We start from the raw sequence: 24589 nt of genomic DNA, 5'->3' as shown, positions 1-24589 counted from the left end.
CATCTGGAGAACGGGAATGGGCAGCGTACGGAAGTCCATAACTTTAATTCACTTTCCGGCCTTATTCAGGCTAATCTTAAGTTCAACTTATATATTGTTCGATTGTTTTATTTTATCATTCACGGGTTGACGGATGGAAGGGACCATGAGAAAATGTACGCGTGTACATTGAAGGGGTGCAAGCCTATTTTCACACTGAAAGCGGCTGCAGTCCAGAAAGGGTGATTCATTATCGCCAGTCGCAAAGAGGTAGCCGAGCGGGCCGGGGTCTCCGAAGCCACGGTCTCCCGTGTGCTGAACAATGTCGGCCCGCTGAAAGAGGAGACCCGCCAGCGCGTGCTTGCCGCTGCCAGGGAGCTCGGTTATACGCCAAGCTCCCTGGCGCGCAGCTTTGCCCGCAGGCGCAGCGGCAACCTGGGCGTCGTCATGCCTGATCTTCCGAAGGCCAGGCTCTTCTCCGCTTATTATTTCTCGGAAATTCTCAGCGGCATCGGGAGCAAAGCCCGTGAAGAGGGCTATGATCTGCTGGTGATCTTCCGCGGTGCCGGTGAACCGCAGGATTATTGCGGACTCTTCCGGATGCGGAAGATCGACGCCTGTATTGTGCTCGGCGCCAAGGAGGAGCCGGGTGAGCTGGCCGCTCTGCGCCTGCTGCATGCAGAGGGTCATCCCTACTGCCTGATTAACCAGCATTTTGAAGGCGAAGGCTTCCATGAGGTCGACGCCGACCATGTGGCCGGCACGCGTCAGGCGACCGAGCATCTGCTCGCCCAGGGCTTCCGCCGGATTGCCTTCCTGAACGGACCGGCGGAATACTCCAACAGCCGCGACCGCAGACGCGGATTTGAAAGCGCACTCGCAGAGGCGGGGCTTCCGCCGGAGCCGGCCTTGCTGCTGCAGGGCAACTTCAGCCGCCGCAGCGGGGTTGAAGCGGCGCGCACGGTTGCCGCGCAGCTGGAGCGCATCGATGCCATCGTGGTCGCCAACGACCGGATGGCCATCGGCTTGCAGCAGGGGCTGCGGGAGCTGGGCGTATCTCCCGGCAGAATGCCGGCCATCGTCGGCTATGACGACTCCGATGCTGCAGAGCTGACTCAGCCTGCGCTGAGCAGCGTCCGCGTCCCCTTCTTTGAGCTGGGGGCGCTTGCCGCCGCACGGGTGCTGGAGCTGCCGGAAGGGGAAGCGGGCGAGGCCATATCGGTTAAGCTGCCCACCCGGCTGGTCGTCCGCGCTTCATCGATCACAACGAAGGAGGAGTAAAATGAACAAGCTGCGAATCGGAATGATCGGATACAAGTTTATGGGGAAAGCCCACAGCAACGCATACCGCGCTCTGCCGATGTTCTTCCCGGAGGCGCTGCAGCCGGAGATGAAGGCGCTCTGCGGCCGTAACCCGGAAGCAGTGCGGCAAGCGGCCGGGCAGCTGGGCTGGCAGGAGCATGTAACAGACTGGCGGGAGCTGGTAGCCCGCGAAGATATCGACCTGATCGATATCAATGCGCCCAGCGATGCGCATAAGGAAATCGCCCTGGCTGCGGCACGTGCAGGCAAGCATATTTTCTGCGAGAAGCCGCTTGCCCTGAGCCTTGCGGATTCCTGCGAGATGCTGGAAGCGGCCGAGGCTGCAGGCGTTCTCCACATGGTCGGCTTCAATTACCGCTTCTCCCCTGCAGTACGGCTGGCGAAGCGGCTGATTGACAGCGGCCGGCTCGGCAGGATTTATCACTTCCGGGCTTGGTTTCTGCAGGACTGGATTCTCGACCCGGAGTTCCCGCTGGTATGGCGGCTGCAGAAGGATGTGGCCGGCTCCGGCTCGCTCGGCGATCTGGGGGCGCACCTGATTGACCTGGCCCATTATCTGGTCGGAGATATCGCGGAGGTCACCGGCATGAGCGAGACCTTCGTCAAGGAACGGCCGCTGGCGGCCGAGATGACGGGGCTGAGCGCCAAAGCCGGAGCCGGTGCGCCGCGCGGACCGGTCACTGTCGACGATGCGACGCTGTTCCTGGCCCGGTTTGCGGATGGGGCGCTCGGCAGCTTCGAGGCCACACGCTTTGCAGCTGGACACCGTTCGACGAACGCCTTCGAGATCAACGGAAGCCTGGGCAGCGTGCGCTTTGACTTCGAGCGGATGAACGAGCTGGAGGTATACTTCACCTCGGATGAAGAGGACGTGCAAGGGTTCCGGCGTGTGCTCGCCACCGATCCGGCCCATGATTATGCTGCGGCCTGGTGGCCGCCGGGGCATACCATCGGCTTCGAGCATACATTCATCCACGAAATGCTGGAGCTGTCGAATGCGGTTCAGGAAGGGCGCCAGCCGGTGCCGAATTTTCGCGACGGCGTGAAATGTCAGGCGGTGCTGGAAGCGGTGGAGCGCTCTGCTGCGGAGCGCCGCTGGATCGAAATAGAATAACTTATTCAGGATTCCTACAGAGGAGTGTGTGGACGATGAGGAAAGCATTGATTGTCTGGGGCGGCTGGGACGGCCATGAACCGGAACAGGTAGCCGGCATATTCAGCGGGCTTCTCCGCGAAGAAGGCTTCGCAGTGGAAGTGGCCGATACGCTGGAGGCGTTCGCCGACCGCGAGAAGCTGCTGGGACTGGACCTGATTGTCCCGGTATGGACGATGGGGCAGATTGAGCAGCAGCTGGTTGATAATGTATCGGCGGCCGTGCAGGGCGGAACCGGGCTTGCCGGCTGCCATGGCGGCATGTGCGACGCCTTCCGTAATAACGTCGACTGGCAATTCATGACGGGCGGGCAATGGGTGGCGCATCCCGGGAACGACGGGGTGAATTATACGGTTGAAATCCGCCACAGCTCCAGCCCGCTGGTGGAAGGCATCGGTGACTTCACTGTGAACACCGAGCAATATTACCTGCATGTCGATCCGGCGGTAGAGGTGCTGGCGACCACGCGCTTCCCGGTGGTCCACGGCCCGCACTCCTTCAACAAAGCGGCGGATATGCCGGTCATCTGGACGAAGCGCTGGGGCTACGGGCGGGTCTATTATAATTCACTCGGCCATCATGCCGATGTTGTCGAGCTTCCGCAGGTGAAGGAGCTGATGCGGCGCGGCCTGCTCTGGGCGGCGGAAGGCAAGGGGCTTGCACCGGCCGGGCAGGGGCTTACAGGCAGCGGGGCCTACACAGGCATGGCGGACAGCCAATAACGACAGGAGTGTAGATACGATGGACAAAGTGAAGGTAGGCATTATCGGCTGCGGCAAAATCAGCGGCATCTATATGGAGAACTGCCGCAAGTTCGGCATTCTGTCTCTGTACGCCTGTGCGGATCTTGATCCGGACCGGGCACGCGAGCAGGCGGAGAAATATGAAATTCCCCATGTATACACAGTAGAGCAGCTGCTGGAGGACCCGGAGATTGAGATTGTCATCAATCTGACGATTCCTGCAGCGCACGCGGCTATCAGCAAGCGGGCGCTGGAGGCGGGCAAGCATGTGTATGTCGAGAAGCCGCTCACGGTTACCCGTGAGGAAGGCCAGGAGATTCTGCAGCTGGCGGCCGAGCGGGGGCTGCTTGTCGGCAGTGCGCCCGAGACCTTCCTGGGTGCTGGCATCCAAACCGCGCTGAAGCTGCTGGATGACGGCGTGATTGGCCGACCTGTTGCGGCTACGGCCTTCCTCATGGCGCGGGGCCATGAGCATTGGCACCCGGACCCGGAATTCTATTATGCGGCAGGCGGCGGGCCGCTGTTCGATATGGGTCCGTATTATTTGACCGCGCTGATCCAGCTGCTCGGACCGGTCGACCAGGTTGCGGGCATGACCGGCAAAGCACTGGAGGAACGGGTCATCACCAGCGAGAAGAAGGCGGGGCAACGCATTCCGGTCGATGTGCCGACGCATGTCGCCGGCACGCTGCGTTTTGCCGGTGGTGCCATCGCAACGCTCATCACCAGCTTCGATATCTTCGGCGGAACCGACCTGCCGCCGATCGAGATCTACGGGACGGAAGGTACGCTGCGCGTACCGGACCCGAATACCTTCGGCGGGCCGGTGCTGTTCCGGCGGACCGGGGAGAACAGCTGGACCGAGCAGCCGCTTCTCGCCGGCTACGATCAGAACACCCGCGGCATCGGTCCGGCCGATATGGCGTATGCCATCCGCACGGGGCGGAAGCACCGCGCCAGCGGGGAGCTCGCCTATCATGTGCTGGAAGCGATGTGGGCGCTCTACGATTCCTCCGATTCGCAGGCCTTCTATCCGATGAAGAGTGTCTGCGAACGTCCGGCAGCGCTGCCTGCCGGTCTGGCCCCGTATACGCTGGACTAAAGCATCAGCAGTATGATGGATCCAAGCCTTGCTGCAACCTATCTTCTCCGGGCTCCGTTTGATAGTTAAACCAATCAAACGGAGGGTGGAAGAATGAAGGGACTTGCACAAGGCTTCTTCTTTATGTCGGCAGCGGCCATGCTGCTGGTAGCCGGGGGCTGCGGCGGGGAAGCTCAGGAAGGCCCGGCGTCCCCTGCGCCAAGCGCCAGCCATGCAGTGCAGGAAGCCACCGGCAATGTGACTGGCAGCTTTCCGGCCACGGCCGGTGAGGTGAAGTCTTATTTGCAGGCGGAGCACATCCCGAACGGCGATATTTATTTAGCGGATGGAAAGGTGCATATCAATATTGTCGGACTGACTCCAGGCATTGCTTCCGGCTTCGCGGAGGAGTTCAGAGAGGGAAGCTACGAACTGCATGATGTGGAATTTACGGCTGCTGAGCTTATCGGGCTGCAGCGTGAACTGGCCGATACAGGTGTGATGGCCAAGCTGAACCTGTACGGTTCTACGGTGGATATTATCCGCAACCGGCTGGTCATTGACCTGCCCGACGATGCCCTGCAAGCGGCAGAAGCAGAGCTTGCCGGGCACCAGAATGCGGACATGCTCGTGTTCGTGCCCGCCGCTCTCGGCGAGCCGCATGTTACCGGAACGATTGTGGAAGTCGAGACCGAGGGCAGGGAGCGGCCCGCAATTCTGATTCTGGAGCCGGGCCAGCAGGAGCCGACCTACTGGTTCTCGTTCTATGAATACTCCAGGCTATATAACGGCAGCGGAGACGAGATCGCCGCAGACGGCCTGCGCCCGGGGCAGCAGGTCAAGATATGGAGCACCGGTACAATCAATACCTCGTTGCCTGCTCAAGGAACTGTACGCAGGCTGGAACTGGACGGGGAGTAGTGACCGGGCCGTTGTTTATGCAGAGGTTAAAGCTCACACCTTACACCTGCGCCTTACGTGCTCCGGAGGGCGTCAGTCCCCTGTACTGTTTATACAGCTTGGTGAAGTAGTTAGGGTTGTCGCAGCCTACCATGCCGGCAATCTCTGTAACCGTGAGGTCACTATCCCGCAGCAGGCGGTCGGCTTCGTTGATCCGGCACAGATTCACATAATCAACGAAGGTGCGCCCGGTCAGCTTCTTGAAGGTTTTGCAGAAATGGTAGGGATTGAGGTTAACCCGCCTGGCCGCCTCCTCAATGGTCAGCTTCTCGTCATAATGCCGCTCCAGATGCTCCAGCAGCGGCTTGAAGCGCTCGCGGTTCTGCGAATTCCGCTGTGATCTCGCCCCGTCCGAGAGCTGGGGCGGAAAGATGCGGGCCAGCAGGGTAAAGAAGAGATGCAGCTGGTTCTTCACAACCAGCTGAAACGCTGGCGATTTGGCCCGCACCTCTCCGATAATACTGTCCAGCAGTGAATAATATGCGGAACAGCTGCTGTTCCGCTCTTTGGGGTTGACCGGAAACCGGCAGCGGTTATCCAGGTAAGGGGCCACGAACTGCTCATGCTGAAAGTCCTGGCTCCGGTCGCGGAACATCGAGGCGTGGAAGACAAGGGAGACATAGGACACGTTGCCCGCTGTCCGGCTGTACCCGACATGCAGGCCGCCGGACGGCACGATCAGCACATCGCCGGGGCCGGCTTCATAGGGATGGCTATCAACATGAAACACGGCGTGTCCTTCCAGCATGACAATAATCTCAAAATGCTCATGCCAGTGCAGGAACAGAATGTTCTGCTCCGGCTTGGTGTCACGGCACTCGTTGAAGAAGAGCCGGAACGGGTACTCACTCTCCTCCAGCTGGGGATATTCCTTCAATTCCTTCGGATAGGTCACAGCATTCAACTCCTGCCAAGATAGAACTATAATCGCACAAGATAGTAAGAGAAACAGCCGAAAGTAAGCGTTATACTTGGCTTGCTGGACTTAATATTAACCAATATTGGAGTGGTATACAAGATGCAGAACAATCTTCAAATCGGAACATTGGTGAACGGCGGAGACGCGGTCAGAGTCATTCCGCAAATTGTGGGGCACGGCTTCGAATCCTTCAGCCTGACCTACTGGCAGACGACGGGGAATACCGATCTGGCGGATACAGCCGCACGGGTGCGGGAGCTGGCGGCTGAGCATAATTTTGTTATTTCCACCGTCGGTATATTCGGCAATCCGCTGACTGGTGCCGGGGATAACGCCGATACACTGGCAAGCTGGGAGCGGCTGATCGATCATGCGCATCTCTTCGGAGCGGATATCGTATCCGGGTTCACCGGACGCTTGACCGGTCAGTCCATCGACGAATCGCTGCCGAAATTCGCGGAGGTGTTCGGTGAGCTGGCGAAGCGGGCTGCGGACCGGGGAGTACGCATAGCTTTTGAGAACTGTTCCATGGATGGCAACTGGCAAACGGGAGACTGGAATATCGCCCACAACCCCACTGCCTGGGAGAAAATGTTCAATGCCGTACAAGCGGATAACCTTGGCCTGGAATGGGAGCCTTGCCACCAGATGGTTGCCCTGATTGACCCGATTCCGCAGCTGCGCAAATGGACGGACAAGATCTTCCATGTCCACGGCAAGGACGCCACCATCGCCTGGGATGTGGTCAGAGAGTATGGTATTAATGGGCCGAAGCCGTATGTCTGGCACCGGACTCCGGGCTTCGGGGATACGAACTGGACCGATGTGATTACGATTCTGCGGCAGGCCGGATACCGCGGCACCATTGATATTGAGGGCTGGCATGATCCGGTCTACCGCGATGAGCTGGAAATGACCGGGCAGGTGCATGCGCTGAATTATCTCAAGTCTTGCCGGGGCGGCAGCTTTGTGCCGAATCCGGTATAACCGGCGCAGGAGGGACCCCCATGACTATTTATTATCGGGTAGTAGTTGCAGGCTGCGGTGCGATGGCCGGAGAATGGATCAGCTACGCCCGGAAACGGGCGGATACAGAAATTGTCGCGCTGGTGGATCTGCGGACAGAGGCGGCCCGGGCGGCAGCGGATAAATACGGCTTGACGGCCGGGATCTATACCAGTCTGCAGCAGGCGATTGCAGAGACAGGAGCCAATCTCGTCTTTGATGTCACAGTGCCTGAGAGCCATTTCACCGTGGCCCAAACCGCGCTGGAGGCGGGCTGCCACGTGTTTAGCGAGAAGCCGCTGGCGGCTTCCATGGAACAGTGCAACCGGATTGTCGATCTCGCGGAGCGCTGCGGACGCAGCCATGCGGTGATGCAGAACCGCCGGTATGATACGCGCATCCGTGCGCTGCGGAGTCTGATTGAGGACGGCGCGGTCGGCCGCCCGGGATATCTCGCGGCGAGCTTCTTCCTGGCGCCGCATTTCGGCGGATTCCGCGACGCCATGCAGAGCCCGTTGCTGCTGGATATGGCGATCCACACCTTCGATCAGGCCCGTCTGATCAGCGGCGCCGATCCGGTGACCGTATATTGCCAGGAGTTTAATCCGGCCGGTTCCTGGTATGCGGGCAATGCGGCAGCAGTCTGCATCTTTGAAATGTCGGACGGCTCGGTATTCTGCTACCAGGGGTCATGGTGCGCCGAAGGGGCACCTACTTCCTGGGAAGCTTCGTGGCGGATACAGGGTGAGAAAGGGGCAGCGCTTTGGGATGGCCAGGGGATGCCTTACGCGGAGGTAATCAGCGGGAGCTCCTCAGGACAGTTCATTCATGATTATGAACGGATAGAAGCCGAGGCTGCAGAGATGAAGGAAGTATTCCATCACGGCTGCCTGGACGAGATGTTCCGTTCCCTGGATGAGCGGAGACCGGCCGAGACAGACTGCCGTGACAACCGCTACAGCATGGCTATGGTATTCGGTGCGCTGGAGAGCGCGCGGAGCGGCCGTAAGGTGGAGATTGCGGAGCTGCTGCAGAGCACCGGGGTTCCCGCCGAGTGAGAGCAGCGTTCATGCTGAACAGGAGACGCACCGGCGTCTCCTGTTCTCGTTGTAAATGTATTGCGGATTTCGCCGGGCAAGGTTAACTTATTGAATCTTGCGGCAACAGGCAGTAAAGCAAATCCTTGTATTTCTGTTCATTTAACTCCTTGTTGATACAGTGATGATACCGTTCTATATGCTCGGGCAAAGCGTACATCCGGTACTTCTCGAATAATCCGATGCCAAGTGTAATGTTGGTGTCGCTCATAATCCGGATGGAAGATGTCAGGCTTTCGAGCAGATAATGGAAGCCGGCATTCCATTCGGCTTTGCGCAAATAATAGATGGCCAGCTCACTCTGAAACCGGGCAAATCTGTCCTTCGTCAATGATTCTGTGAATTTACCCAACGTACTGTGCTGCTCCCGGTAGGTCAGGTGATCACGGAACAGCTCCAGGATAGGGTCCACATCGAAATGGAACCGGTTGGCGGCTTGCATGATTTTATATAGGGCCGGGAAGATTTCATGCTCTTGCTGCTGCAGATAGGCTACATAATCCGGTATAACCTCTATATCTCCGGACATCATGCGGTATAAATACGTATTGGCTAAAGCCCAATCCTCGAACTGGGCGATGACCTTGGCTTCTCCCTCGCTCAGCGGAGGCTTTACCCACTGAACATTGCTGTACATTCGGGTATAGCCGAGCGCCTGCTCATAATCCTCGCGTTCATCAGATACCGCCGCCTGCATCAAATAACCGTACAGCACATAGTAGACTAGCGGCCGGGAAGGCTGCTTCTCGCCAACGGAATGGCTCTGGAAGTACTGGTACTGCGCCTTGGCTTTACGCACCAGAAGCATGGCCCAGGCTTCGACCTTATCCCACAGGCGCAGGGAGGAGAATACATCGGTCAGTGTCTTAATGGCATCCAGTTGGTCCGCCTCTTCAAGCCGCTCTATATAAGGCTCAAACTGGTTGGCAGCATGCAGGTTGGCGGCCTGGCTGTCCCCAATGGCAATATGAAAGAGCCGGTAACGGCATAAGGCCAGACGTTCGGAATGCTGCAGACGTTCCGCTTCAGCCACGCTTTTATAGATAATCGCCGCCGCCGCATACATATTCTTGGTGAACAATTCTTCTGCCGTATCAAACAACAAGGGCAAATAAACGAGGTTGTCCAAAATCGTGCCTACTACCCGCTCCAGCGCTTCGAGCTTCTGCAGTTCCGCACATCTCAGCAGCAGCGGGCCGATCCGGCGCCAATTCGCCGAACCGTTAACAATATAATTGTCAATGTACAGGTCATAATAGAACCCCGTGTCCAGACCCATGGCCTCCGTGATGCGGTCCAGCTGCTGCATGGCGATCGGACGGTTGCTGTTGATGATATTGCTCAGTGTGCCGGAATGCAGGCCGCACCGCTCGGCGAACTTCGAGATGGATAAGGATTCCCTCTTCATATATTCTTCTATTTCGGTGAGAATTGTGGACTCAGTATTCAAAACGGGTTAGACCCTCCTAACAGATAGCACAAAGTTGCATATATATTCCATTATTATGCATCATGGGCCGCCATTCAATATTAGAGCGTGAATAAAATGTGAAAAATTACTTATTTAAGATATTTTACGTCTGAAAAAATACGAAAAAAAGAGCTGCGCATGGCAGCTCTTCCGTAATAGCATTGTGCTTTACCTTTAAAAGCCTCTATATTGCGGTTCTTCCTGTTCGAGCTGAACTACGCGGCCTTCAACCTGCTGCACAATTTGCAGGGTTTGCTGGGCGGCGCCGGTGAATAAATCCTTGGCCTCCTGATTCTGTGTCTCGAGCGCAAATTGCTCCAGGCTGGCCTGGGCGCTTTTGAGGGAGGCAAGGCAGGTTTTAACTTGTGCGGCTACTGTCATTTGCGGCTTCATCCTCCTTAACGGTAAATTTAGCTGTTTATACAGATAGTATTACAGCCGGGATGGATGCTATGCAGGAAGAAAGCACCAGCGGATGACAACCTCTTTTTCGGCTAATAAGACGACATACAGCAAAAGATAAAGTTATCTGCATCGTAAGGTCCAAAAACAAGTATTGGAGGTTATTGCAATGCCCGAATGGCTGGAGGTGATATGGCGTACCATTTTCGCTGTCGTTGTCCTCTTTGTGCTGACTAAACTACTGGGCAAGAGACAGGTATCGCAGCTGTCTTTCTTTGAATACATTACCGGAATCACCATCGGAAGCATAGCGGCTTATATTTCACTGGACACGGATAAGACCTGGCATCTGGGGGTGATTGCCCTGCTGGTATGGGTTGGACTCTCGCTCGTCATTGAATATGTACAAATCAAGAGCAAGAAGGTCCGGGATTTCATCGACTTTAAATCGACCGTGCTGATCAAGGAAGGTAAGATACTCGAAGACAACATGAAGAAGGAACGTCTGTCCACAGATGACCTGCTGGCTGAACTCCGGAAAAAGGATGTATTCAAGCTGGCAGACGTCGAATTTGCCATTATGGAGTCGGACGGGGCGATCAATGTGCTGCTGAACCGGGAGAACCAGCCGCTGACTCCGCAGCATCTGGGCATCAAGGTGGCACCGGAGCAGGCTCCCCAAGTCGTTATTATGGACGGAAAAGTGATGGACGAGGCACTCGACACGCTCGGATTTACACGGAAATGGCTGGACAGCGCGCTGGAGAAGCAGGGGCTTACGGTCCAAAATGTGTTCCTTGGGCAGGTGGATGCCTACGGTGAGATTTATGCGGATCTGTATACGGACCAGGTGCAGGTTCCGAAACCGCAGGACAAGCCGCAGTTATATGCCTTGCTTAAGAAGTGCGAGGCGGATCTGGAGCTATTCGGCTTGTCTACGCAGAATGAAACGGCGAAGCAAATGTACGGAAGCTGTTCTCAGGAGCTGCAGAAGCTGCTTCAGAAGCTAAAGCCGTTTATCCAGAATTGAGTCAGAGAGTGTCTATTGAATCCAGATAGCCGGTTTATCTGCCAGGATAAGCCGGTTTGTGCTGCGCAAGATCATGAATTCACATAAATGTAATAAAGCGGTAAAAAACCCTCTGTACAAAACCAAAAAATTCCTTATAGTTGAGATTAGGCTGCTGCTGACAAATTCCTTACTTGTCGGTTAAATGCAGACCAGGTTCAGGAATGCGGAGGGATGCCATGCCATAATTGCCGTCATCAGGTTGTTTAGCTGCAAATTCAAATTGATTTTGCTTCACTATTCTTACCTGTTCCAAACCATCTTTTATTCCGGAGGTAAATGTTAACGTGAAAATAAAAAAGCGATTTGCCCTCTCCGCATTGGTATTGTCGGCCGCACTGACACTCGGAAGCTTCGAATTCCGCGCTTTGCCGGTACATGCGGCCAGCGTCTTCAGTGACAGCTTCGAGTCCGGCAGTGCAAGCAATTGGACCCCCACGGCAGGCACCTGGTCTGTCGTGCAGGATGGCGGCTCTTATGTGTATTATCAGTCAAGCACCAACGAAGGGCGCACTTCGGCAGGAAGCGCGTCGTGGACCGATTACAGTGTGCAGGCGGATGTCAAGATCGAGGACTTCAACGGCAGCAACCGCGCCTACGTATGTGCACGGTATACAGACGGCAACAATTATTACGCTGCGTCACTGTCGGGCAGCAATGGCGGCACCCTTGAAATCCGCAAGAAAGTCGGTGGCTCCAGCAGCACACTGGCCACGAAAGCCAACTTTCCGCTCAGTACCGGAACCGTTTACAATGTGAAGCTGGAAGTAAGCGGAGACACGATCAATATGTATGTCAACAATGTGCTGCAGCTAAATGCACACGATAACAATTTAACATCCGGCGGCATTGGCCTTATCGCCTTCAAGACCAAAACCAAATTTGATAATGTAACCGTATCCACGGGCGGTACGACTACACCTACACCAACCCCGACGGTGACTCCGACGGCCACGGTGACCCCAACGGCGACTCCGACAGCAACGGTGAGCCCTACGGCTACAGCCACACCGGTTCCGACGGCAACGCCGACTGTAACGCCTACCGCAACAGCTACACCTACCGCAACGCCGGTAGCAGGTGCAATTTATGTGGCTCCGGGCGGAGCGGCCGGTAATCCCGGCACCCTTGGCAGTCCGACCACGCTGGCGGCGGCACTTACCAAGGTAGCTCCCGGCGGCACGATTTATATGCGCGGCGGTACCTATACTTTCTCTGCTCCGGTTACCGTAGAGCGGGACAACAGCGGCACCTCGGGCCAGCGCAAGACCATAGCCGCTTACGGCAGCGAGAAGCCGGTGCTCGATTTCTTCGCACAAAGCTTCGCCTCGACAGAGCGCGGCCTGCAGATCTTCGGCCATTACTGGCATGTGAAGGGGCTGGAAGTGAAGGGAGCCGGAGATAACGGCATCTTCATCGGCGGCAACTACAACATTATTGAGAACGTGGAAACACATCATAACCGTGATTCCGGGCTGCAAATCAGCCGCTATGCGTCCTCCCTGTCGAACATCGCCGACTGGCCAAGCTACAACCAGATCATCGGTGTATATTCCCACGACAACTATGACCCCGACAACGGAGAAGATGCCGACGGCTTCGCCGCCAAGCTGACCATCGGTCCGGGCAATGTCTTCGACAACTGCGTCGCTGCCTGGAATACCGACGACGGCTGGGATTTGTATACGAAGTCGGATACCGGAGCGATTGGCGCCGTTACAATCAAGAACAGCATTGCCTACAAGAACGGGCAGACCTCCGACGGCAACAGCACCGCGGACAGTGATGGAAACGGATTCAAGCTTGGCGGGGAGAGCATTGCCGTCAATCATATCGTGCAGAACAGCATCGCCTACCAGAACAAGAAGCATGGCTTTACGTATAACAGCAACCCGGGTTCGATCAAGATGACGAATAACACCTCCTGGAGCAACGGCCAGAGCAATTTCGCCTTCGATGCGGGAACCCATGTGTTCACCAACAACCTGAGCTTTGCCGGCAGCTCCAGCGACAAGACCAGCGGCACCGATGTCTCCAGCACGAATGTCTGGTGGAAGAACAATGCCAGCACCAATGCTAAAGGGCTGGTGGCCAGCAGCGCCGATTTCGTCAGCCTGACGCCGTCCGTGGTACGCGGCAGCGGCGGGTACATCAGCCTCGGCAACTTCCTGAAGCTCGCTTCGGGCAGCGATCTGATCGGTTCGGGTACACCGTCGGGAACCAATATCGGCGCAACCTTCCAGTAAGATCATGCAATAAGAACATTTAATACGTAGCAACCCCAGCCGGCCGCCAAGGGAACTCCTTGTGCGGCCGGCTTGCTGTTATGAGCGGCGGCGCCGGCTGATGCATAAGATTGTTTTTCCATGGAAAACTAAGTCAGATTCAGCTAAGAAGAATGGGGGGGCGCTGCGGTTATGGCAGAGAGCATTCTGGATCGCATTAAAGAGGAGCTGGCCGGCTGCAGCGATGCCGTGTACCAGTCCATTAATTTATACGGACACGCCTGTGCGCTGATTTACATTCCGTCGATTGTCGACATGATTTGCCTTCAGCAATATGTAACGCTGCCGCTGAAGAACGAAGCGAACGGTGAACCGGACTGGGGCCGTTTCCTGGAAAGGCTGGATCACGGATCAGCTTTTGCCATCCCCTATTTTAAGGTGGTGGAAACCGGCCGTGCCGTTGAACTGGTGGTCAGCGGCAATGCACTGCTGTGCCTGGAGGATTTGCCGTACATCTATCAATTCGGGCTCACACAGTATTCGAAGCGCTCTGTCTCCGAATCGCAGAATGAGCTCGTTGTCGTCGGACCGCAGGAAGCCTTCATTGAGGATGTAAACACGAACCTGTCTTTGCTGCGTCACATCATCAAGCATTCCGACTTCAAAACAATGCATTTTACAATCGGTGAATATACAAAAACCGATGTGTACCTCGTATACATAGAAGGTTTATATGAGCCTGCCATCCTTGAAGAGATCTCCCGCAAGCTCAAGGGAATTGCGATAGACGGCGCACTCGGAATCAGTGCGCTGGCCGAATATGTCAGCAAGGATCATTTCTCGCTGTTCCCCGCGTTCCAATACACTGAGCGCCCCGATTCTGTTGCTGCTTCGCTGATGGAAGGCCGCATCGGAATGTTGATGGACGGCACGCCTTCAGCGTTGTTAACACCGGTTACCTTCATGTCGCTGCTGCAATCTTCGGAGGACTACTATCAGAATTTTTATGCAGGGAGCTGGATCCGGCTTGTCCGGTTCTTCTTTGCCATCATCTCCTTGCTGCTGCCATCGCTGTATGTGGCCATTACGACGTTTCACTCCCAGATCATCCCGGCGGATCTGCTGATTACCATCGCTGCAGCGAGGGAGAATATCCCGTTCTCCGCACTTACCGAGGCGCTGATTATGGAGCTGACCTTCGAAGCGCTGCGGGAAGCGGGGACGCGGATTCCGAAGCCGGTAGGACAGACCGTATCTATTATCGGCGGCATCGTCATCGGACAGGCTGCTGTTCAGGCTGGAATTGTCTCGGCGCCCATGGTTATCGTGGTGTCGATTACCGGTATTGCGTCATACATCATCCCGCATTTGGAGCTCGGTCTGACCTTCCGGCTGCTCCGCTTCGCGCTGCTGATCCTGGGAGGAATGCTGGGGCTGCTCGGCGTAATCGTAGCCGTGTTTGTCATTTACGGTCATGTCACAAGCCTCAGTTCTTTTGGCAAGCCGTTTATGCAGCCCATCGCCCCGCTGGTGCTGGAGGACTGGAAGGACACTTTCGCACGGGTGCCGGCGCCTTTTATGAACAAGCGCAGCACCTCATTTACATCACGGAAGAATAACAGGAGACAGAAGAAGACATGAAGCCGCTGAAGATTGCTGTGTGTGTGCTGCTGCTGCTGAATTTGACCGGCTGCTGGTCGAGAATCGAGCTTGATCAGCTGACATTTATCTTTGGCATGTATGTCGATGCCGGTGAAGAACCGGGTACAGTAGAGGTTTCCATCAGCTCACCGCTGCCTAACCGTCTGCAGACCGGAACCCAAGGGGGAGGCGAGAAAGGCAAAGGGTACTCACTCGTCACCAAAACCGCAGCCAATATTACCGATGCAATAATACTGATTCAAAAGGACCTCTCCAGGCAGCTGGAGATATCGCATATCAAAGCGGTGGTAATCGGCAAAGAATATGCGGCACAAGGCATCAGCGAGCTGCTGGACTGGTGCAAGCGCCAGCCGGAATTTCCGCTGGGCACCTACATTATGGGGGCGCCAGGCAAAGCCAAGCAGATCGCCGAGCTGTCGCCAGTTTTTGAACAGCTGCCCGATCAGGTGCTGCGCAATTTCTCGAAGGAGAATATGATGTTCGCTACATCGGTTAAGGATTGTGTACTGGCCGAGTCCTACGGCATGGGTTATGCTCTGAATTACCTTTCGTTCGGGGAGAAGCCGGAAAAGGATGATCAGGGGCAGCCGATTAAATGGGCGGGGATACAGGGAGTCATGCTGTTTCAGGAGGGTGCGTTGAAAGAAACGCTGAATGTATCGGACAGCAGAGCCCTGGCATGGGCTGCGGGGCATTTTGCCGGACGGCTGAAATTCCCGCATTACACCGTGAAATGGGAAGACGAGGGAGAAGGTACCGCCAGCGCCTTATTCTATGCCAACAGTTCGTCCACAAAACTGAGAATGACCCAAAATGGTCCTGTCTTCGATGTCAAGCTCAAAGGAAAGGCAAGCATTACCTATTTCAGGGACAGCAAAGGCCATGGGGCAACTGAAATGAGCGGGATAATCAAGAAGCTGGTCCAGGAGAAGCTGGAAGCCGAGGTGAACCACGCAATTCTTAAGACGCGGGAGGCAGGAGTCGATGTATTGCAGCTAGGTACCCTGCTGGAGTGGAATCAGCCGGAGGAATGGCGCAAATTGCAGGAGCGCTGGACTGATTATTACAAAGAGGAAGCGAAGATCGTTGTGACTGCCAAAATCAGCATCGACGATTTCGGAGCGCTCAAATAACAGTACGGGGGAGGGAGAATGGATGCGCACAACCAATTGGCAAATGTTCCGCTTCAGTTATGTATATTTCAATTCGCAGACATCTATTTTCCTGATCCCGCTGCTGGTTACTTCCTCCCATTATCAAGGCTGGATCGCTATTCTGGGCGGAAGCTTTATCTCTACATTGATGCTGCTGCTTACCATATATGTTGGTAAACTTAAGGCCAATCAGGCCTGGGTTGATTTCGGCAAGGATATTACGGGCAAATGGGTGCATCGTCTCCTGCTCCTGCTCCTCATGTGCTGGTGTGTATATTACGCTTCCTATGATATTGAGAATTTCGTGCTGTTCTTCGGGTCCAATTACCTGCGCGGTACACCGCCGTTGGTAATTCAGCTTATCTTGGGCCTTGTCATCATGTTTACGGTCTCACGGGGCTTCCGGACAATTATATACATGACGGATGGAATTTTTATCCTGATAGCTTTAGTATCATTGTTTTCGATTTATTTGTTTCTGCCTAACGCGGACTTTACGATGCTGCCTGCCTTTGTGCACTACCATGAATGGCCGCTGGCACTTAAAGACTCTATTGCGGTGACTTCCTGGTTTGCGGAGTGGGTGGTCTTTCTGTTTATGGCTCCGGAACTGAAAATCAACAATAAGATGCTAAAAAAGCTGATTCTCGCCGAGTTGGCTCTGACCTTCATGGTGCTTGTCGGCTGGGTTATGACTATGCTGAATTTCGGCCCTCACCTGGGCCAGGAGCTGGTCTATCCGTTTCTGGAAATGGTCCGCAGCTCGCAGAACGATATCCTGGGCAAAATGGACCCGATTCTCATCGGCATCTGGTCCACCTCCATGTTCATCCACAGCTCATTTCTGATTTATGTCGCTTACCGCTGCGCGTTGCAATTGACCAACCAGAAGGGCAAGAAAATCCTGATTCCGGTTCTGAGCCTCAGCTCGGTGGTGATCGCGTATCTGTATTCCCGCCACGTGACGCGCTATTTCAAGGATTTCACCTCCTATTATGCAGTAGCAGTCTGGCTGGCTATAGAGTGCATCCCGCTCTACTATTTAGCAGCTGCGTATATCCGCTCCAAGCTCCGTCCGGCGGCGAAATAGCCGCTGCGACAATTTTCTTATCCTTTGAAGGCGCTTTCTGGTATGATTAAACTTTACTCATACTACATAGGCGATAGGATGGTGTTCACACGTGAATGTACAGGAAGCAACCGAAGTCATCGGCAGAATCCGTACCAACTTGAGCAAAGTCATTGTCGGCAAGCAAGAAGGCGTCGACCTGCTGCTGACGGCGCTTCTGGCGAACGGGCATGTGCTGCTGGAGGATGTGCCGGGAACGGGAAAGACGCTGCTGGCCAAGACTCTGGCCCGTTCGCTGGACTGCTCGTTTAAACGAATCCAATTTACTCCGGATTTATTGCCGTCTGATCTTAGCGGCATTAATTATTACAACCAGAAGACCGGGGATTTCCAGTTCCGTCCGGGTCCAGTATTCGCCAGCATTCTGCTGGCCGACGAAATTAACCGGGCGACTCCCCGCACACAGTCCAGTCTGCTGGAATGCATGGAGGAACGGCAGATTACAATTGACGGTGTTACCCATGAGCTGGAGGCGCCGTTTCTGGTTATTGCCACGCAGAATCCGGTCGATAATCAGGGAACCTTTCCGCTGCCAGAAGCGCAGCTTGACCGTTTTCTGCTGCGGATATCAACGGGGTATCCTTCCTTCGAGGAAGGTGTCGGCATTCTTCGGCGGTTCCGTGAGGAGCATCCGCTGGAGGAACTGCTGCCTGCGGCGTCCGGCGAGGAGATTACGGCGGCGCAGCGGCTGACGACCCGGGTCACGGTGAGCGATGACCTGCTCGGATACGTCACGCGCATCGCTCAAGCCACGCGTTCCGCGCAGGCGGTCAAGCTGGGCGCCAGTCCCCGCGCAGCCTTTGCGCTGCTGCGCGCTTCGCAGGGCTATGCGCTGCTGCAGGGCCGGGACTACTGCCTGCCGGACGATGTCAAGGCAGTCGCGGTCCCGGTGCTGGCGCACCGTCTGCTGCTGCAGCGCGGGCCCGGTGTACGCGAAGGCCAGGCCGCGGAGGTCATCCGCCAGGTCCTGCGGGAAGTGGAGGTGCCGGCCGAGCCTGTACAGGCCGTGCGTGCCGGAAGGGTGGAGTAAGCATGACGCTGCCCTGGTTCATCTTCAGTACACTGCTGCTGCTCATGCTGGTCTCCGCAGTATACCGGCGTTTTGCTCTCCGTAAGGTCAGCTATTCCCGTTACTTCTCGGAGGAGCGGGTGTACGTGGGCGAGCAGGTTGAGATGATCGAAGAGATCGTGAACGGCAAGCTGCTGCCGCTGCCCTGGCTGCGCCTGGAATCCAGCATTGCCACCGGACTTGCCTTCGGCAGCCAGGAGAATTTGGGCATCAGCAGCGGTGAGATTTATCAGAATCATATCAGCCTGTTCTATCTGCGGCCTTACCGCCGGATCAAGCGGCGGCACCGCATCACTTGTGAGCGGCGGGGGCTGTTCCGGCTGGAGAGCGTCACCGTGACAACCGGGGATATGTTCGGAATCGGCGGTCACGTCAACACGTTCCCGCTCAAACTTGAGCTTATGGTGTACCCTGAACCCCTGAGCAAGGAGGAGCTGCCGCTACCAGTGCACAGCTGGCTTGGAGAGCTGGCCGTGAAACGCTGGATCATTGAAGATCCTTTCCTTACTTCCGGCACCAGGGAATATATTCCGGGCGATGCCTTGTCACTGGTTAACTGGAAAGCCACCGCACGCACAGGTGCAATGCAGGTGCACCGCAAGGATTATACTGCCGATTCCAGACTTGTCGTGTGCCTGAATGTGGAGGACAGCGACAGCATGTGGCGGAGCGTCACCGATGCCGGGCGGATCGAACTGGGCATCCGCTTTACGGCCACGGTGGCCGAATCGGCGATGTACAGCGGAATTGAAACTGGGCTGCTGTGCAACGGAAGGCTGGAAGGAGACCGGGAGCATGAACCGGTAACGGCGGGGCCGATGGGCTCGCTGGAGGAAATGCTAGAATTGCTGGCCTGTCTGCAGTTGGACCGGACCCTGCCGATGTCACGGCTGCTGGAGCTTGAGGCTGAGAAGGGGACGGAGGATACCGATTATTTAATTATCAGCTGTCACCGGGGGCCCGAGCTGCAGGCGGCGGCGGAGCAGCTTCGCTCGCTTGGCAACGGTGTAGAATGGCTGGATATTCCCGAGATCGGAGGGGCCGGCGTATGAAGACAGAGGCAAGAAGCGGACTGGGAACCGAAATTAGAGTCTATATGACCGCATTAATGGACTGGCTGCTGTTTCTGCCGGTCTGGCTGATACTGCAGCACTTTTGTCTCCCGGGGGAACAAGGGGCGCTGTGGCTTTACACGCTTCCGCTGGTAGCACTGGCCGGAGTGGCGACCCGGCGGTTCTGCACCCGTAAATGGAAGCAGCTGCTGGCCGCCATTCTGCTTGGACTGCTGGACGGATTGCTGCTTGGTCTGTTTGACGAGTGGCTGATCGGGGACTTCCCGCTCTTCGCACTCCCGGTTGCCGCCGCCGCAGTTGCCTATCTGGGCTTGACGGCCGCTATGCGCGGCAGAGGCATGGAAATCTTCCTTCCGGGTATCGGCACCTATTTCGTGGCGAGCCTGGCCTTTCCGAGGATTGCAGGTATGGAGGACAGCAGCTCCCTGCTGATCTGGAGCGGCAGCCTTTGTCTGGTGCTGGTTCTGCTGAACACCAGCTTGTCGCACTTGCGGAGAAGCTCTTATGCAGAAGAGGGTGCCCGGCTTCCGGCCGGAATCCGAACGCTGAATTTCGTTTATGTATTGCTCTTCACGGCAGGGGCGGTATTGCTGGCTGCAGGAGGCAGTAAAATCATTCTAATGTCTGCCCTCGCCGGCGTCAGGCAGATCTTTGCCTGGATCGCCGCCTTGTTCTCCGGCTCCGAGGAGCCGGTTCAGCCGGAAGCGGCTCCTCCTGCAGCCATGCCGCAGCTTCCAGGCGAGGTCTCGGAGCCCGGTCTGCTGAGTTATGTGCTGAACCTCCTGTTCTATGCCTTGGGCACCGCTGTTATTCTGGTGGCCCTCTACTTCCTGCTGCGCTGGCTGTACCGCAACAGCGGCGGTTACCTGCGCCGGGCGATCGATGGGCTCCTGTCGCTGCTGCGCCGGGAGACGGTCCGTGAGAACACCGGCTACCGGGATGAGGAGACGAGCGTGTTCAGCTGGCAGCAGACGGTTACCCAGTTTCGGAAGTATTGGCGGGATAAACTGGGAATGGACGCAAGACGCGACCGCTGGGAGGATATGGGCGGAGAGCGGGAGCGCGTCCGCTGGCTGTACCGCCATTGGCTGCAGGACCGGCGGGCCGCGGGCTATGAGCCCAAGGCGTATCTGACCCCGCTGGAGACCGAGGCGGAGGTGGCGGCCTGGCAGATGGACAGCTCCAGGCGCCGCAAGGGGGATGCGCAGAGCGGCGAAGCCGGCCAGCGGCTTGTCGAACTGTACAACCGGTCCCGCTACGGAGAGACTGAACCGGATGCCCGCGAGGTGGCCGAGCTGAAAGAGCGGCTGAAATAACAGGCAGCCCCGGAAGGAGTGACCGGAATGACACGCTATTTGCGCGGGGAGCTGGCCAAAGCGGCCGGGATCAACATTGAAACACTGCGGTATTACGAGAAGCAGGGTTTGCTGCCGGAACCGGAGCGTTCCGCCGCCGGTTATCGCATATATTCGCAAGAGACACTAACACAGCTGTCTATGATTCACAACGCCAAAAGCTGCGGCTTCACGCTGCGGGAAATTCGCAAGGCGCTGCAGAAATCAGCCGGACCGGGGATTGCCATCAGCGAATTTGCGGCAGTCATAGACCGGAAGCTGGCGGCCATAGACCGTGAAATCGTGAGGCGCGAGCGGACCAAAACGATGCTTGCCGATCTGAAGAGAAATTTGTTCCTAAGTTCTCCGCATGAGGGCGTACGGGAGACGCTGCAAGTTCTCGGGATGACTGGGTCTCCCGAGAACCGTGATATCCGCTGCTGATCATTATGCTTGACCGCGTACTGTACTACAGGGTCTAGAATGAATGCATCAACCTGTAGGAGGAATCAGACCATGCGGACAGATCCAGAGCAGCTTCAAACGATCAAACGGCACTTACGGCTAATGCATAACCATGAAGGAAAGACAGTGCAGCAAATACGCGGCGAGATGCTGGAGGCGGCGCAGCGATTGCCGGTGCAGCTGAGCGGAATTGTTGCCCAAGCGGCTGAGATAGGCGGAATTGGCGGAGAATGGGTATACTTGGACGGCAATAGCCCCGGGAACTGCAGGCAAGCCGTTCTGTATTATCACGGCGGCGGTTTCACAACGGGCTCAGCAGAGATCTACCGCGATCTGGCGGGGCGAGTCTCCGGTGCAGGGAATATTCCGGTATTCATTCCGGATTACCGCTTAGCCCCTGAGCATCCTTATCCCGCAGCCAATGAAGATGCTCTGGCAGCTTACCGCTGGCTGCTGGCGCATGGCTATTCCGCAGCCGATATTGTGCTAGGCGGGGATTCCGTAGGAGCGACACTGGCCCTTATGACGCTGATTACATTACGGGATCAAGGTGAGGAGCTTCCAGCGGGAGCATTCTTATGGTCGCCGCACAGCGATCTGGTCCACTTGGATGGCGACACTTACGACACCCTGGCAGAGCTTGACTGGGCGGGCAGCAGAGAAGGGAACCGCAAAATGCTGCAGGACTATCTGGGGGAGGGCTTTACCGGCGTGGCGCCGGATATCCTCTCGCCGCTTAGACTTCCCCTGCAAGGCTTGCCGCCCCTGTTCATCCAGACAGGCGGACAGGAGGTTCTGCTGAGCGATGCGCAGCGGCTGGCGGAGCGGGCACAGCAGGCAGGAGTAACTGTCACCTTCGAAGTATGGGAAGAGATGTGGACCGTCTTCCAGACCATGGCCGGGATGCTCCCGGAGGCTGCGGAAGCCGTGGACAACACCGGAAGCTTCATCCGTTCTGTATTGGGAAGATGAAATATGGCCGCTGCAGCTGCAGCGGCCATATTATGTCAGAATATCAGCCGCAGCAGAAGAAGTGCGGCCATCCCGGCCAGCACCGTTCCCAGCAGGCTGCGTGTCTTGACCGCCACCCAGAAGGCCGGAAGGGCGGCAATCAGCTCGACGTTCGTGGTCAGCCGGGCGAACCTGCCATCCTCAAGGAGCAGCTCCTGGGCCACCAGTGCGGCCATAACGGCAATCGGCACGTGGCTCAGCCAGCGCATGCCCCATTCGGGAATGCTGATGCGGCTGAGCAGCATCAGCGGAAGTACACGGGGGATAAAGGTCACGAGCGCCGCTCCGAGAATAATGAAGAATATGTCGGGTCTTACTTCCATTTCTCGATCACCATTCCTAACGTTGAGGCTATTATTGTGGCCAGAATGACGCCTATACTGGCCGACCAGAGCATGGATGCGCCGACTGCCACCAGTGCGGCGATAAGGGCAACGATAATATCAAGCTTATACTTGCTGCGGCTGGCGATAGTCAGCACGAGCAGGCCGATGAACATCGCCGGAAGGGCAAAATCAAGGCCAAGCGCTTCCGGACTGGCAATCCATTGTCCAAGATACGCGCCGGCGATATTGGCAAGTATCCAGTTAAGATAAGCTGTCACATTGAGGCCATGCATCCATTTCTCGTCGATGGCTTGCCGTTTGGCGCTCTGCTGAATGGCAACGCCGAAGGTCTCGTCCGTCAGCAGCGCGCCGACCAGCATATTCTTCAGCGGGCTGAGATGGCGGAAGAACGGTGACAATGCTGCGCTCAGCAGCAGGTGGCGCAGATTGACGAGCAGAATGGTCAGGATAATGCCTGCGCCCGCATTGCCGGCGGCGATCATGCCGGCCGCAATGAACTGGGCGGAGCCGGCATAGAGCAGAGTGGATATAAGTATGATTTCTGCAATCGAGAGGCCGGCGGTCTTCTCGACGACACCGGCGGCAAAGCCGATGCTCAGGTATCCGAGCAAGGTTGGAAGACAGTCCTTAACCCCCTGCAGGAAGCTGTCGTCCTTATGCTGGACGGCATGGGGTTCCGGCTGGACGGGTTTTTGCATGATGAAGCTCTCCTTTCAAAAGCATTGCAGCTATTATGTATAAAGTACAGATTAGCATATTCTATGAAACAAATTATAGTTTATTGTAAAGTAGGAGTGATTGAACAGTGGCAATATATTTCATTAGACACGGAATTGATGATGAAGGCTACCGAGGCGGGTGGAGCCAGCGTGGTCTGAATGCTGCAGGCTACCGGCAGTCGGAGAAACTGGGACGCTATCTGAAGGAGCACCAGGCTGAACACAATATCCGCCGGATTATCAGCAGTGATCTTCAGCGGGCGCTGGACACAGCGGGAGAGATTGCAAGGGAGCTTGGACTTCCGGTAGAAGCAAGCGGTGCCTGGAGAGAAACGAACAACGGCGTGATCGCCGGGATGCCCAATGAAATCGTGGACGAAAGATTTCCCGGCTTGTACTTCTCCGGACTGGGGATGGAGGAGCGTTATCCCGGCGGAGAGAGTCCGCTGGAATTCTTTTCACGGATCAAGCTGGCCTTTGAAGCGCTTTGCCAGGAACAGATCAGCCGTGATCCATCGGAGAACATTATCGTTGTCACGCATGGCGGGGTGATCAATGCCGTTTATCATGTGATCAAGGGTGTGGAGTGGACGAACCGGAGCAAAGCCTATCCGTCGCTGTACACCAGCATCCACCGGGTCGCGTACGCAGAGGGAGCATGGTCGGTGACCATAGAGAATCAGACAGACCATCTGAACAGATAAGCTGGAGAAGAATTGCAAGAACGAAAGAAGGAAAGAACGAAAGAACATAACAACACAATAACGCCACGGCGGATCAGTTGATGGCGTAAAATAAGTTGTGTACCAAGATTTGGAGCCCAGTCAGGCAATAAAAAAGTAGGGTATTCTCGGGATTACGACACCACCAAGAAGGGACCCTACTCAATGATTATTGTACCCGAAAACCTGTTGAATAATCTATTTGAAAATTTTGTATGGAGTTTGTTAAAAATAACCTGGCATCCATCCCGTCCCACGCGGCGGCTAAGTTCAAATAGATGGATTTTCGCACACTAATTATGCCTTTTTTACGGATTTCAGCACTCTAGTTCGATTATCGCAACTTAATCTGGATGAAATTGGTGTATGGGGCGGTTTTGGCCAGTAATTTTGCAAACAACCTGACATTAATGGAAATCCAAAAAATTGCACAAAAAAAGAGATTCCTTTATCGTAGAAGTTGTTACGACACCCACG

At 56.0% G+C, this 24589-nt stretch carries 24 protein-coding genes and 1 pseudogene; 20 read left to right on the top strand and 5 right to left on the bottom strand.

The window, feature by feature from the left end:
• The 6 genes from F1379_RS30125 to F1379_RS28925 all read left to right on the top strand — a co-directional run.
• The coding region (locus F1379_RS30125; RefSeq protein ID WP_203457194.1) for a hypothetical protein at window positions 1-225 on the top strand (225 nt) is incomplete at its 5' end.
• Between the two features lie 6 nt (window positions 226-231).
• Window positions 232-1260, top strand: coding sequence for a LacI family DNA-binding transcriptional regulator (locus F1379_RS28945; RefSeq protein ID WP_150275947.1), 1029 nt, complete (start codon window positions 232-234; stop codon window positions 1258-1260).
• Between the two features lies 1 nt (window position 1261).
• The gene (locus F1379_RS28940) at window positions 1262-2416 is read left to right on the top strand and encodes a Gfo/Idh/MocA family protein (protein WP_150275946.1); all 1155 of its coding nucleotides are present in this window, start codon (window positions 1262-1264) and stop codon (window positions 2414-2416) included.
• A 35-nt stretch (window positions 2417-2451) separates the two neighbouring features.
• The gene (locus F1379_RS28935) at window positions 2452-3177 is read left to right on the top strand and encodes a ThuA domain-containing protein (RefSeq protein ID WP_150275945.1); all 726 of its coding nucleotides are present in this window, start codon (window positions 2452-2454) and stop codon (window positions 3175-3177) included.
• Between the two features lie 19 nt (window positions 3178-3196).
• Window positions 3197-4300 (top strand): Gfo/Idh/MocA family protein, encoded by a 1104-nt coding sequence (locus F1379_RS28930; protein ID WP_150275944.1) that lies wholly within the window; start codon window positions 3197-3199, stop codon window positions 4298-4300.
• A 93-nt stretch (window positions 4301-4393) separates the two neighbouring features.
• Window positions 4394-5200 carry a hypothetical protein gene (locus F1379_RS28925; RefSeq protein ID WP_150275943.1) on the top strand — a complete coding sequence of 269 codons (807 nt, stop codon included), beginning with the start codon at window positions 4394-4396 and terminating at the stop codon, window positions 5198-5200.
• A 40-nt stretch (window positions 5201-5240) separates the two neighbouring features.
• On the opposite strand, the gene F1379_RS28920 is transcribed toward F1379_RS28925, so the two are convergent.
• Window positions 5241-6134: a helix-turn-helix transcriptional regulator gene (locus F1379_RS28920; RefSeq protein WP_150275942.1), complete on the bottom strand. Its 894-nt coding sequence runs from the start codon at window positions 6132-6134 to the stop codon at window positions 5241-5243.
• A gap of 123 nt (window positions 6135-6257) precedes the next feature.
• Here F1379_RS28920 and F1379_RS28915 point away from each other — a divergent pair, with 123 nt between their 5' ends.
• Window positions 6258-7145, top strand: a complete 888-nt coding sequence (locus F1379_RS28915) for a sugar phosphate isomerase/epimerase family protein (RefSeq protein WP_150275941.1) — start codon at window positions 6258-6260, stop codon at window positions 7143-7145.
• 20 nt (window positions 7146-7165) lie between these two features.
• Window positions 7166-8221 carry a Gfo/Idh/MocA family protein gene (locus F1379_RS28910; protein WP_150275940.1) on the top strand — a complete coding sequence of 352 codons (1056 nt, stop codon included), beginning with the start codon at window positions 7166-7168 and terminating at the stop codon, window positions 8219-8221.
• 82 nt (window positions 8222-8303) lie between these two features.
• On the opposite strand, the gene F1379_RS28905 is transcribed toward F1379_RS28910, so the two are convergent.
• Together F1379_RS28905 and F1379_RS28900 are read right to left on the bottom strand one after the other, a co-directional pair.
• On the bottom strand, window positions 8304-9710 hold the full coding sequence (locus F1379_RS28905; protein ID WP_150275939.1) for a helix-turn-helix domain-containing protein: 1407 nt from the start codon (window positions 9708-9710) through the stop codon (window positions 8304-8306).
• A gap of 195 nt (window positions 9711-9905) precedes the next feature.
• Complete coding sequence (locus F1379_RS28900; protein WP_150275949.1) at window positions 9906-10112, bottom strand: DUF1657 domain-containing protein; 207 nt, start codon at window positions 10110-10112, stop codon at window positions 9906-9908.
• A 190-nt stretch (window positions 10113-10302) separates the two neighbouring features.
• Here F1379_RS28900 and F1379_RS28895 point away from each other — a divergent pair, with 190 nt between their 5' ends.
• The 11 genes and pseudogenes from F1379_RS28895 to F1379_RS28850 all read left to right on the top strand — a co-directional run bounded on the left by F1379_RS28895 (window position 10303) and on the right by F1379_RS28850 (window position 22285).
• A complete protein-coding gene (locus F1379_RS28895) occupies window positions 10303-11163 on the top strand; it encodes a DUF421 domain-containing protein (protein WP_150275938.1) in 861 nt (286 codons plus the stop codon).
• A 326-nt stretch (window positions 11164-11489) separates the two neighbouring features.
• Window positions 11490-12089 (top strand): annotated as a pseudogene (locus tag F1379_RS30660) (3-keto-alpha-glucoside-1,2-lyase-like domain-containing protein); the annotation flags it as partial.
• Window positions 12090-12188: 99 nt separating this feature from the next.
• The gene (locus F1379_RS28890; protein ID WP_239004854.1) at window positions 12189-13448 is read left to right on the top strand and encodes a right-handed parallel beta-helix repeat-containing protein; all 1260 of its coding nucleotides are present in this window, start codon (window positions 12189-12191) and stop codon (window positions 13446-13448) included.
• A gap of 171 nt (window positions 13449-13619) precedes the next feature.
• A complete protein-coding gene (locus F1379_RS28885) occupies window positions 13620-15068 on the top strand; it encodes a spore germination protein (RefSeq protein ID WP_150275937.1) in 1449 nt (482 codons plus the stop codon).
• Window positions 15065-16222, top strand: a complete 1158-nt coding sequence (locus F1379_RS28880; RefSeq protein ID WP_150275936.1) for a Ger(x)C family spore germination protein — start codon at window positions 15065-15067, stop codon at window positions 16220-16222. The genes F1379_RS28885 and F1379_RS28880 overlap by 4 nt, the downstream gene beginning before the upstream one ends.
• A 22-nt stretch (window positions 16223-16244) precedes the next feature.
• Complete coding sequence (locus F1379_RS28875; protein WP_150275935.1) at window positions 16245-17333, top strand: GerAB/ArcD/ProY family transporter; 1089 nt, start codon at window positions 16245-16247, stop codon at window positions 17331-17333.
• Between the two features lie 91 nt (window positions 17334-17424).
• Window positions 17425-18402, top strand: coding sequence for an AAA family ATPase (locus tag F1379_RS28870; RefSeq protein WP_150275934.1), 978 nt, complete (start codon window positions 17425-17427; stop codon window positions 18400-18402).
• 2 nt (window positions 18403-18404) lie between these two features.
• Window positions 18405-19493, top strand: coding sequence for a DUF58 domain-containing protein (locus F1379_RS28865; RefSeq protein ID WP_150275933.1), 1089 nt, complete (start codon window positions 18405-18407; stop codon window positions 19491-19493).
• Window positions 19490-20830, top strand: coding sequence for a DUF4129 domain-containing protein (locus F1379_RS28860; protein WP_162551316.1), 1341 nt, complete (start codon window positions 19490-19492; stop codon window positions 20828-20830). Before F1379_RS28865 ends, F1379_RS28860 begins: the two co-directional genes overlap by 4 nt.
• A 27-nt stretch (window positions 20831-20857) precedes the next feature.
• Window positions 20858-21292 (top strand): MerR family transcriptional regulator, encoded by a 435-nt coding sequence (locus F1379_RS28855; RefSeq protein WP_150275931.1) that lies wholly within the window; start codon window positions 20858-20860, stop codon window positions 21290-21292.
• 72 nt (window positions 21293-21364) lie between these two features.
• Window positions 21365-22285: an alpha/beta hydrolase gene (locus F1379_RS28850; RefSeq protein ID WP_162551315.1), complete on the top strand. Its 921-nt coding sequence runs from the start codon at window positions 21365-21367 to the stop codon at window positions 22283-22285.
• A 35-nt stretch (window positions 22286-22320) separates the two neighbouring features.
• On the opposite strand, the gene F1379_RS28845 is transcribed toward F1379_RS28850, so the two are convergent.
• On the bottom strand, window positions 22321-22647 hold the full coding sequence (locus F1379_RS28845) for an AzlD domain-containing protein (protein ID WP_150275929.1): 327 nt from the start codon (window positions 22645-22647) through the stop codon (window positions 22321-22323).
• Window positions 22638-23369, bottom strand: coding sequence for an AzlC family ABC transporter permease (locus F1379_RS28840; RefSeq protein ID WP_150275928.1), 732 nt, complete (start codon window positions 23367-23369; stop codon window positions 22638-22640). Before F1379_RS28840 ends, F1379_RS28845 begins: the two co-directional genes overlap by 10 nt.
• Window positions 23370-23476: 107 nt before the next feature.
• Between F1379_RS28840 and F1379_RS28835 the strand changes: the two genes are divergently transcribed.
• Entirely contained in the window at window positions 23477-24094 is a 618-nt protein-coding gene (locus F1379_RS28835) for a histidine phosphatase family protein (RefSeq protein WP_150275927.1), read from the top strand.
• Window positions 24095-24589 lie beyond the last annotated feature (495 nt).

Origin of the sequence: Paenibacillus tepidiphilus (genome assembly GCF_008635795.1) — a bacterium.
GTDB classification, from domain to species: domain Bacteria; phylum Bacillota; class Bacilli; order Paenibacillales; family Paenibacillaceae; genus Paenibacillus_AQ; species Paenibacillus_AQ tepidiphilus.
This window is presented reverse-complemented; position numbering and strand designations above follow the sequence as displayed.

Excerpts from the sequence above, each read along its gene's own strand:
- F1379_RS28940 (WP_150275946.1), top strand. The coding sequence starts at position 1,262 with ATGAACAAGCTGCGAATCGGAATGATCGGATACAAGTTTATGGGGAAA.
- F1379_RS28935 (WP_150275945.1), top strand. The coding sequence starts at position 2,452 with ATGAGGAAAGCATTGATTGTCTGGGGCGGCTGGGACGGCCATGAACCG.
- F1379_RS28930 (WP_150275944.1), top strand. The coding sequence starts at position 3,197 with ATGGACAAAGTGAAGGTAGGCATTATCGGCTGCGGCAAAATCAGCGGC.
- F1379_RS28925 (WP_150275943.1), top strand. The coding sequence starts at position 4,394 with ATGAAGGGACTTGCACAAGGCTTCTTCTTTATGTCGGCAGCGGCCATG.
- F1379_RS28915 (WP_150275941.1), top strand. The coding sequence starts at position 6,258 with ATGCAGAACAATCTTCAAATCGGAACATTGGTGAACGGCGGAGACGCG.
- F1379_RS28910 (WP_150275940.1), top strand. The coding sequence starts at position 7,166 with ATGACTATTTATTATCGGGTAGTAGTTGCAGGCTGCGGTGCGATGGCC.
- F1379_RS28900 (WP_150275949.1), bottom strand. The coding sequence starts at position 10,112 with ATGACAGTAGCCGCACAAGTTAAAACCTGCCTTGCCTCCCTCAAAAGC.
- F1379_RS28895 (WP_150275938.1), top strand. The coding sequence starts at position 10,303 with ATGCCCGAATGGCTGGAGGTGATATGGCGTACCATTTTCGCTGTCGTT.
- F1379_RS28885 (WP_150275937.1), top strand. The coding sequence starts at position 13,620 with ATGGCAGAGAGCATTCTGGATCGCATTAAAGAGGAGCTGGCCGGCTGC.
- F1379_RS28880 (WP_150275936.1), top strand. The coding sequence starts at position 15,065 with ATGAAGCCGCTGAAGATTGCTGTGTGTGTGCTGCTGCTGCTGAATTTG.
- F1379_RS28875 (WP_150275935.1), top strand. The coding sequence starts at position 16,245 with ATGCGCACAACCAATTGGCAAATGTTCCGCTTCAGTTATGTATATTTC.
- F1379_RS28865 (WP_150275933.1), top strand. The coding sequence starts at position 18,405 with ATGACGCTGCCCTGGTTCATCTTCAGTACACTGCTGCTGCTCATGCTG.
- F1379_RS28860 (WP_162551316.1), top strand. The coding sequence starts at position 19,490 with ATGAAGACAGAGGCAAGAAGCGGACTGGGAACCGAAATTAGAGTCTAT.
- F1379_RS28855 (WP_150275931.1), top strand. The coding sequence starts at position 20,858 with ATGACACGCTATTTGCGCGGGGAGCTGGCCAAAGCGGCCGGGATCAAC.
- F1379_RS28850 (WP_162551315.1), top strand. The coding sequence starts at position 21,365 with ATGCGGACAGATCCAGAGCAGCTTCAAACGATCAAACGGCACTTACGG.
- F1379_RS28845 (WP_150275929.1), bottom strand. The coding sequence starts at position 22,647 with ATGGAAGTAAGACCCGACATATTCTTCATTATTCTCGGAGCGGCGCTC.
- F1379_RS28840 (WP_150275928.1), bottom strand. The coding sequence starts at position 23,369 with ATGCAAAAACCCGTCCAGCCGGAACCCCATGCCGTCCAGCATAAGGAC.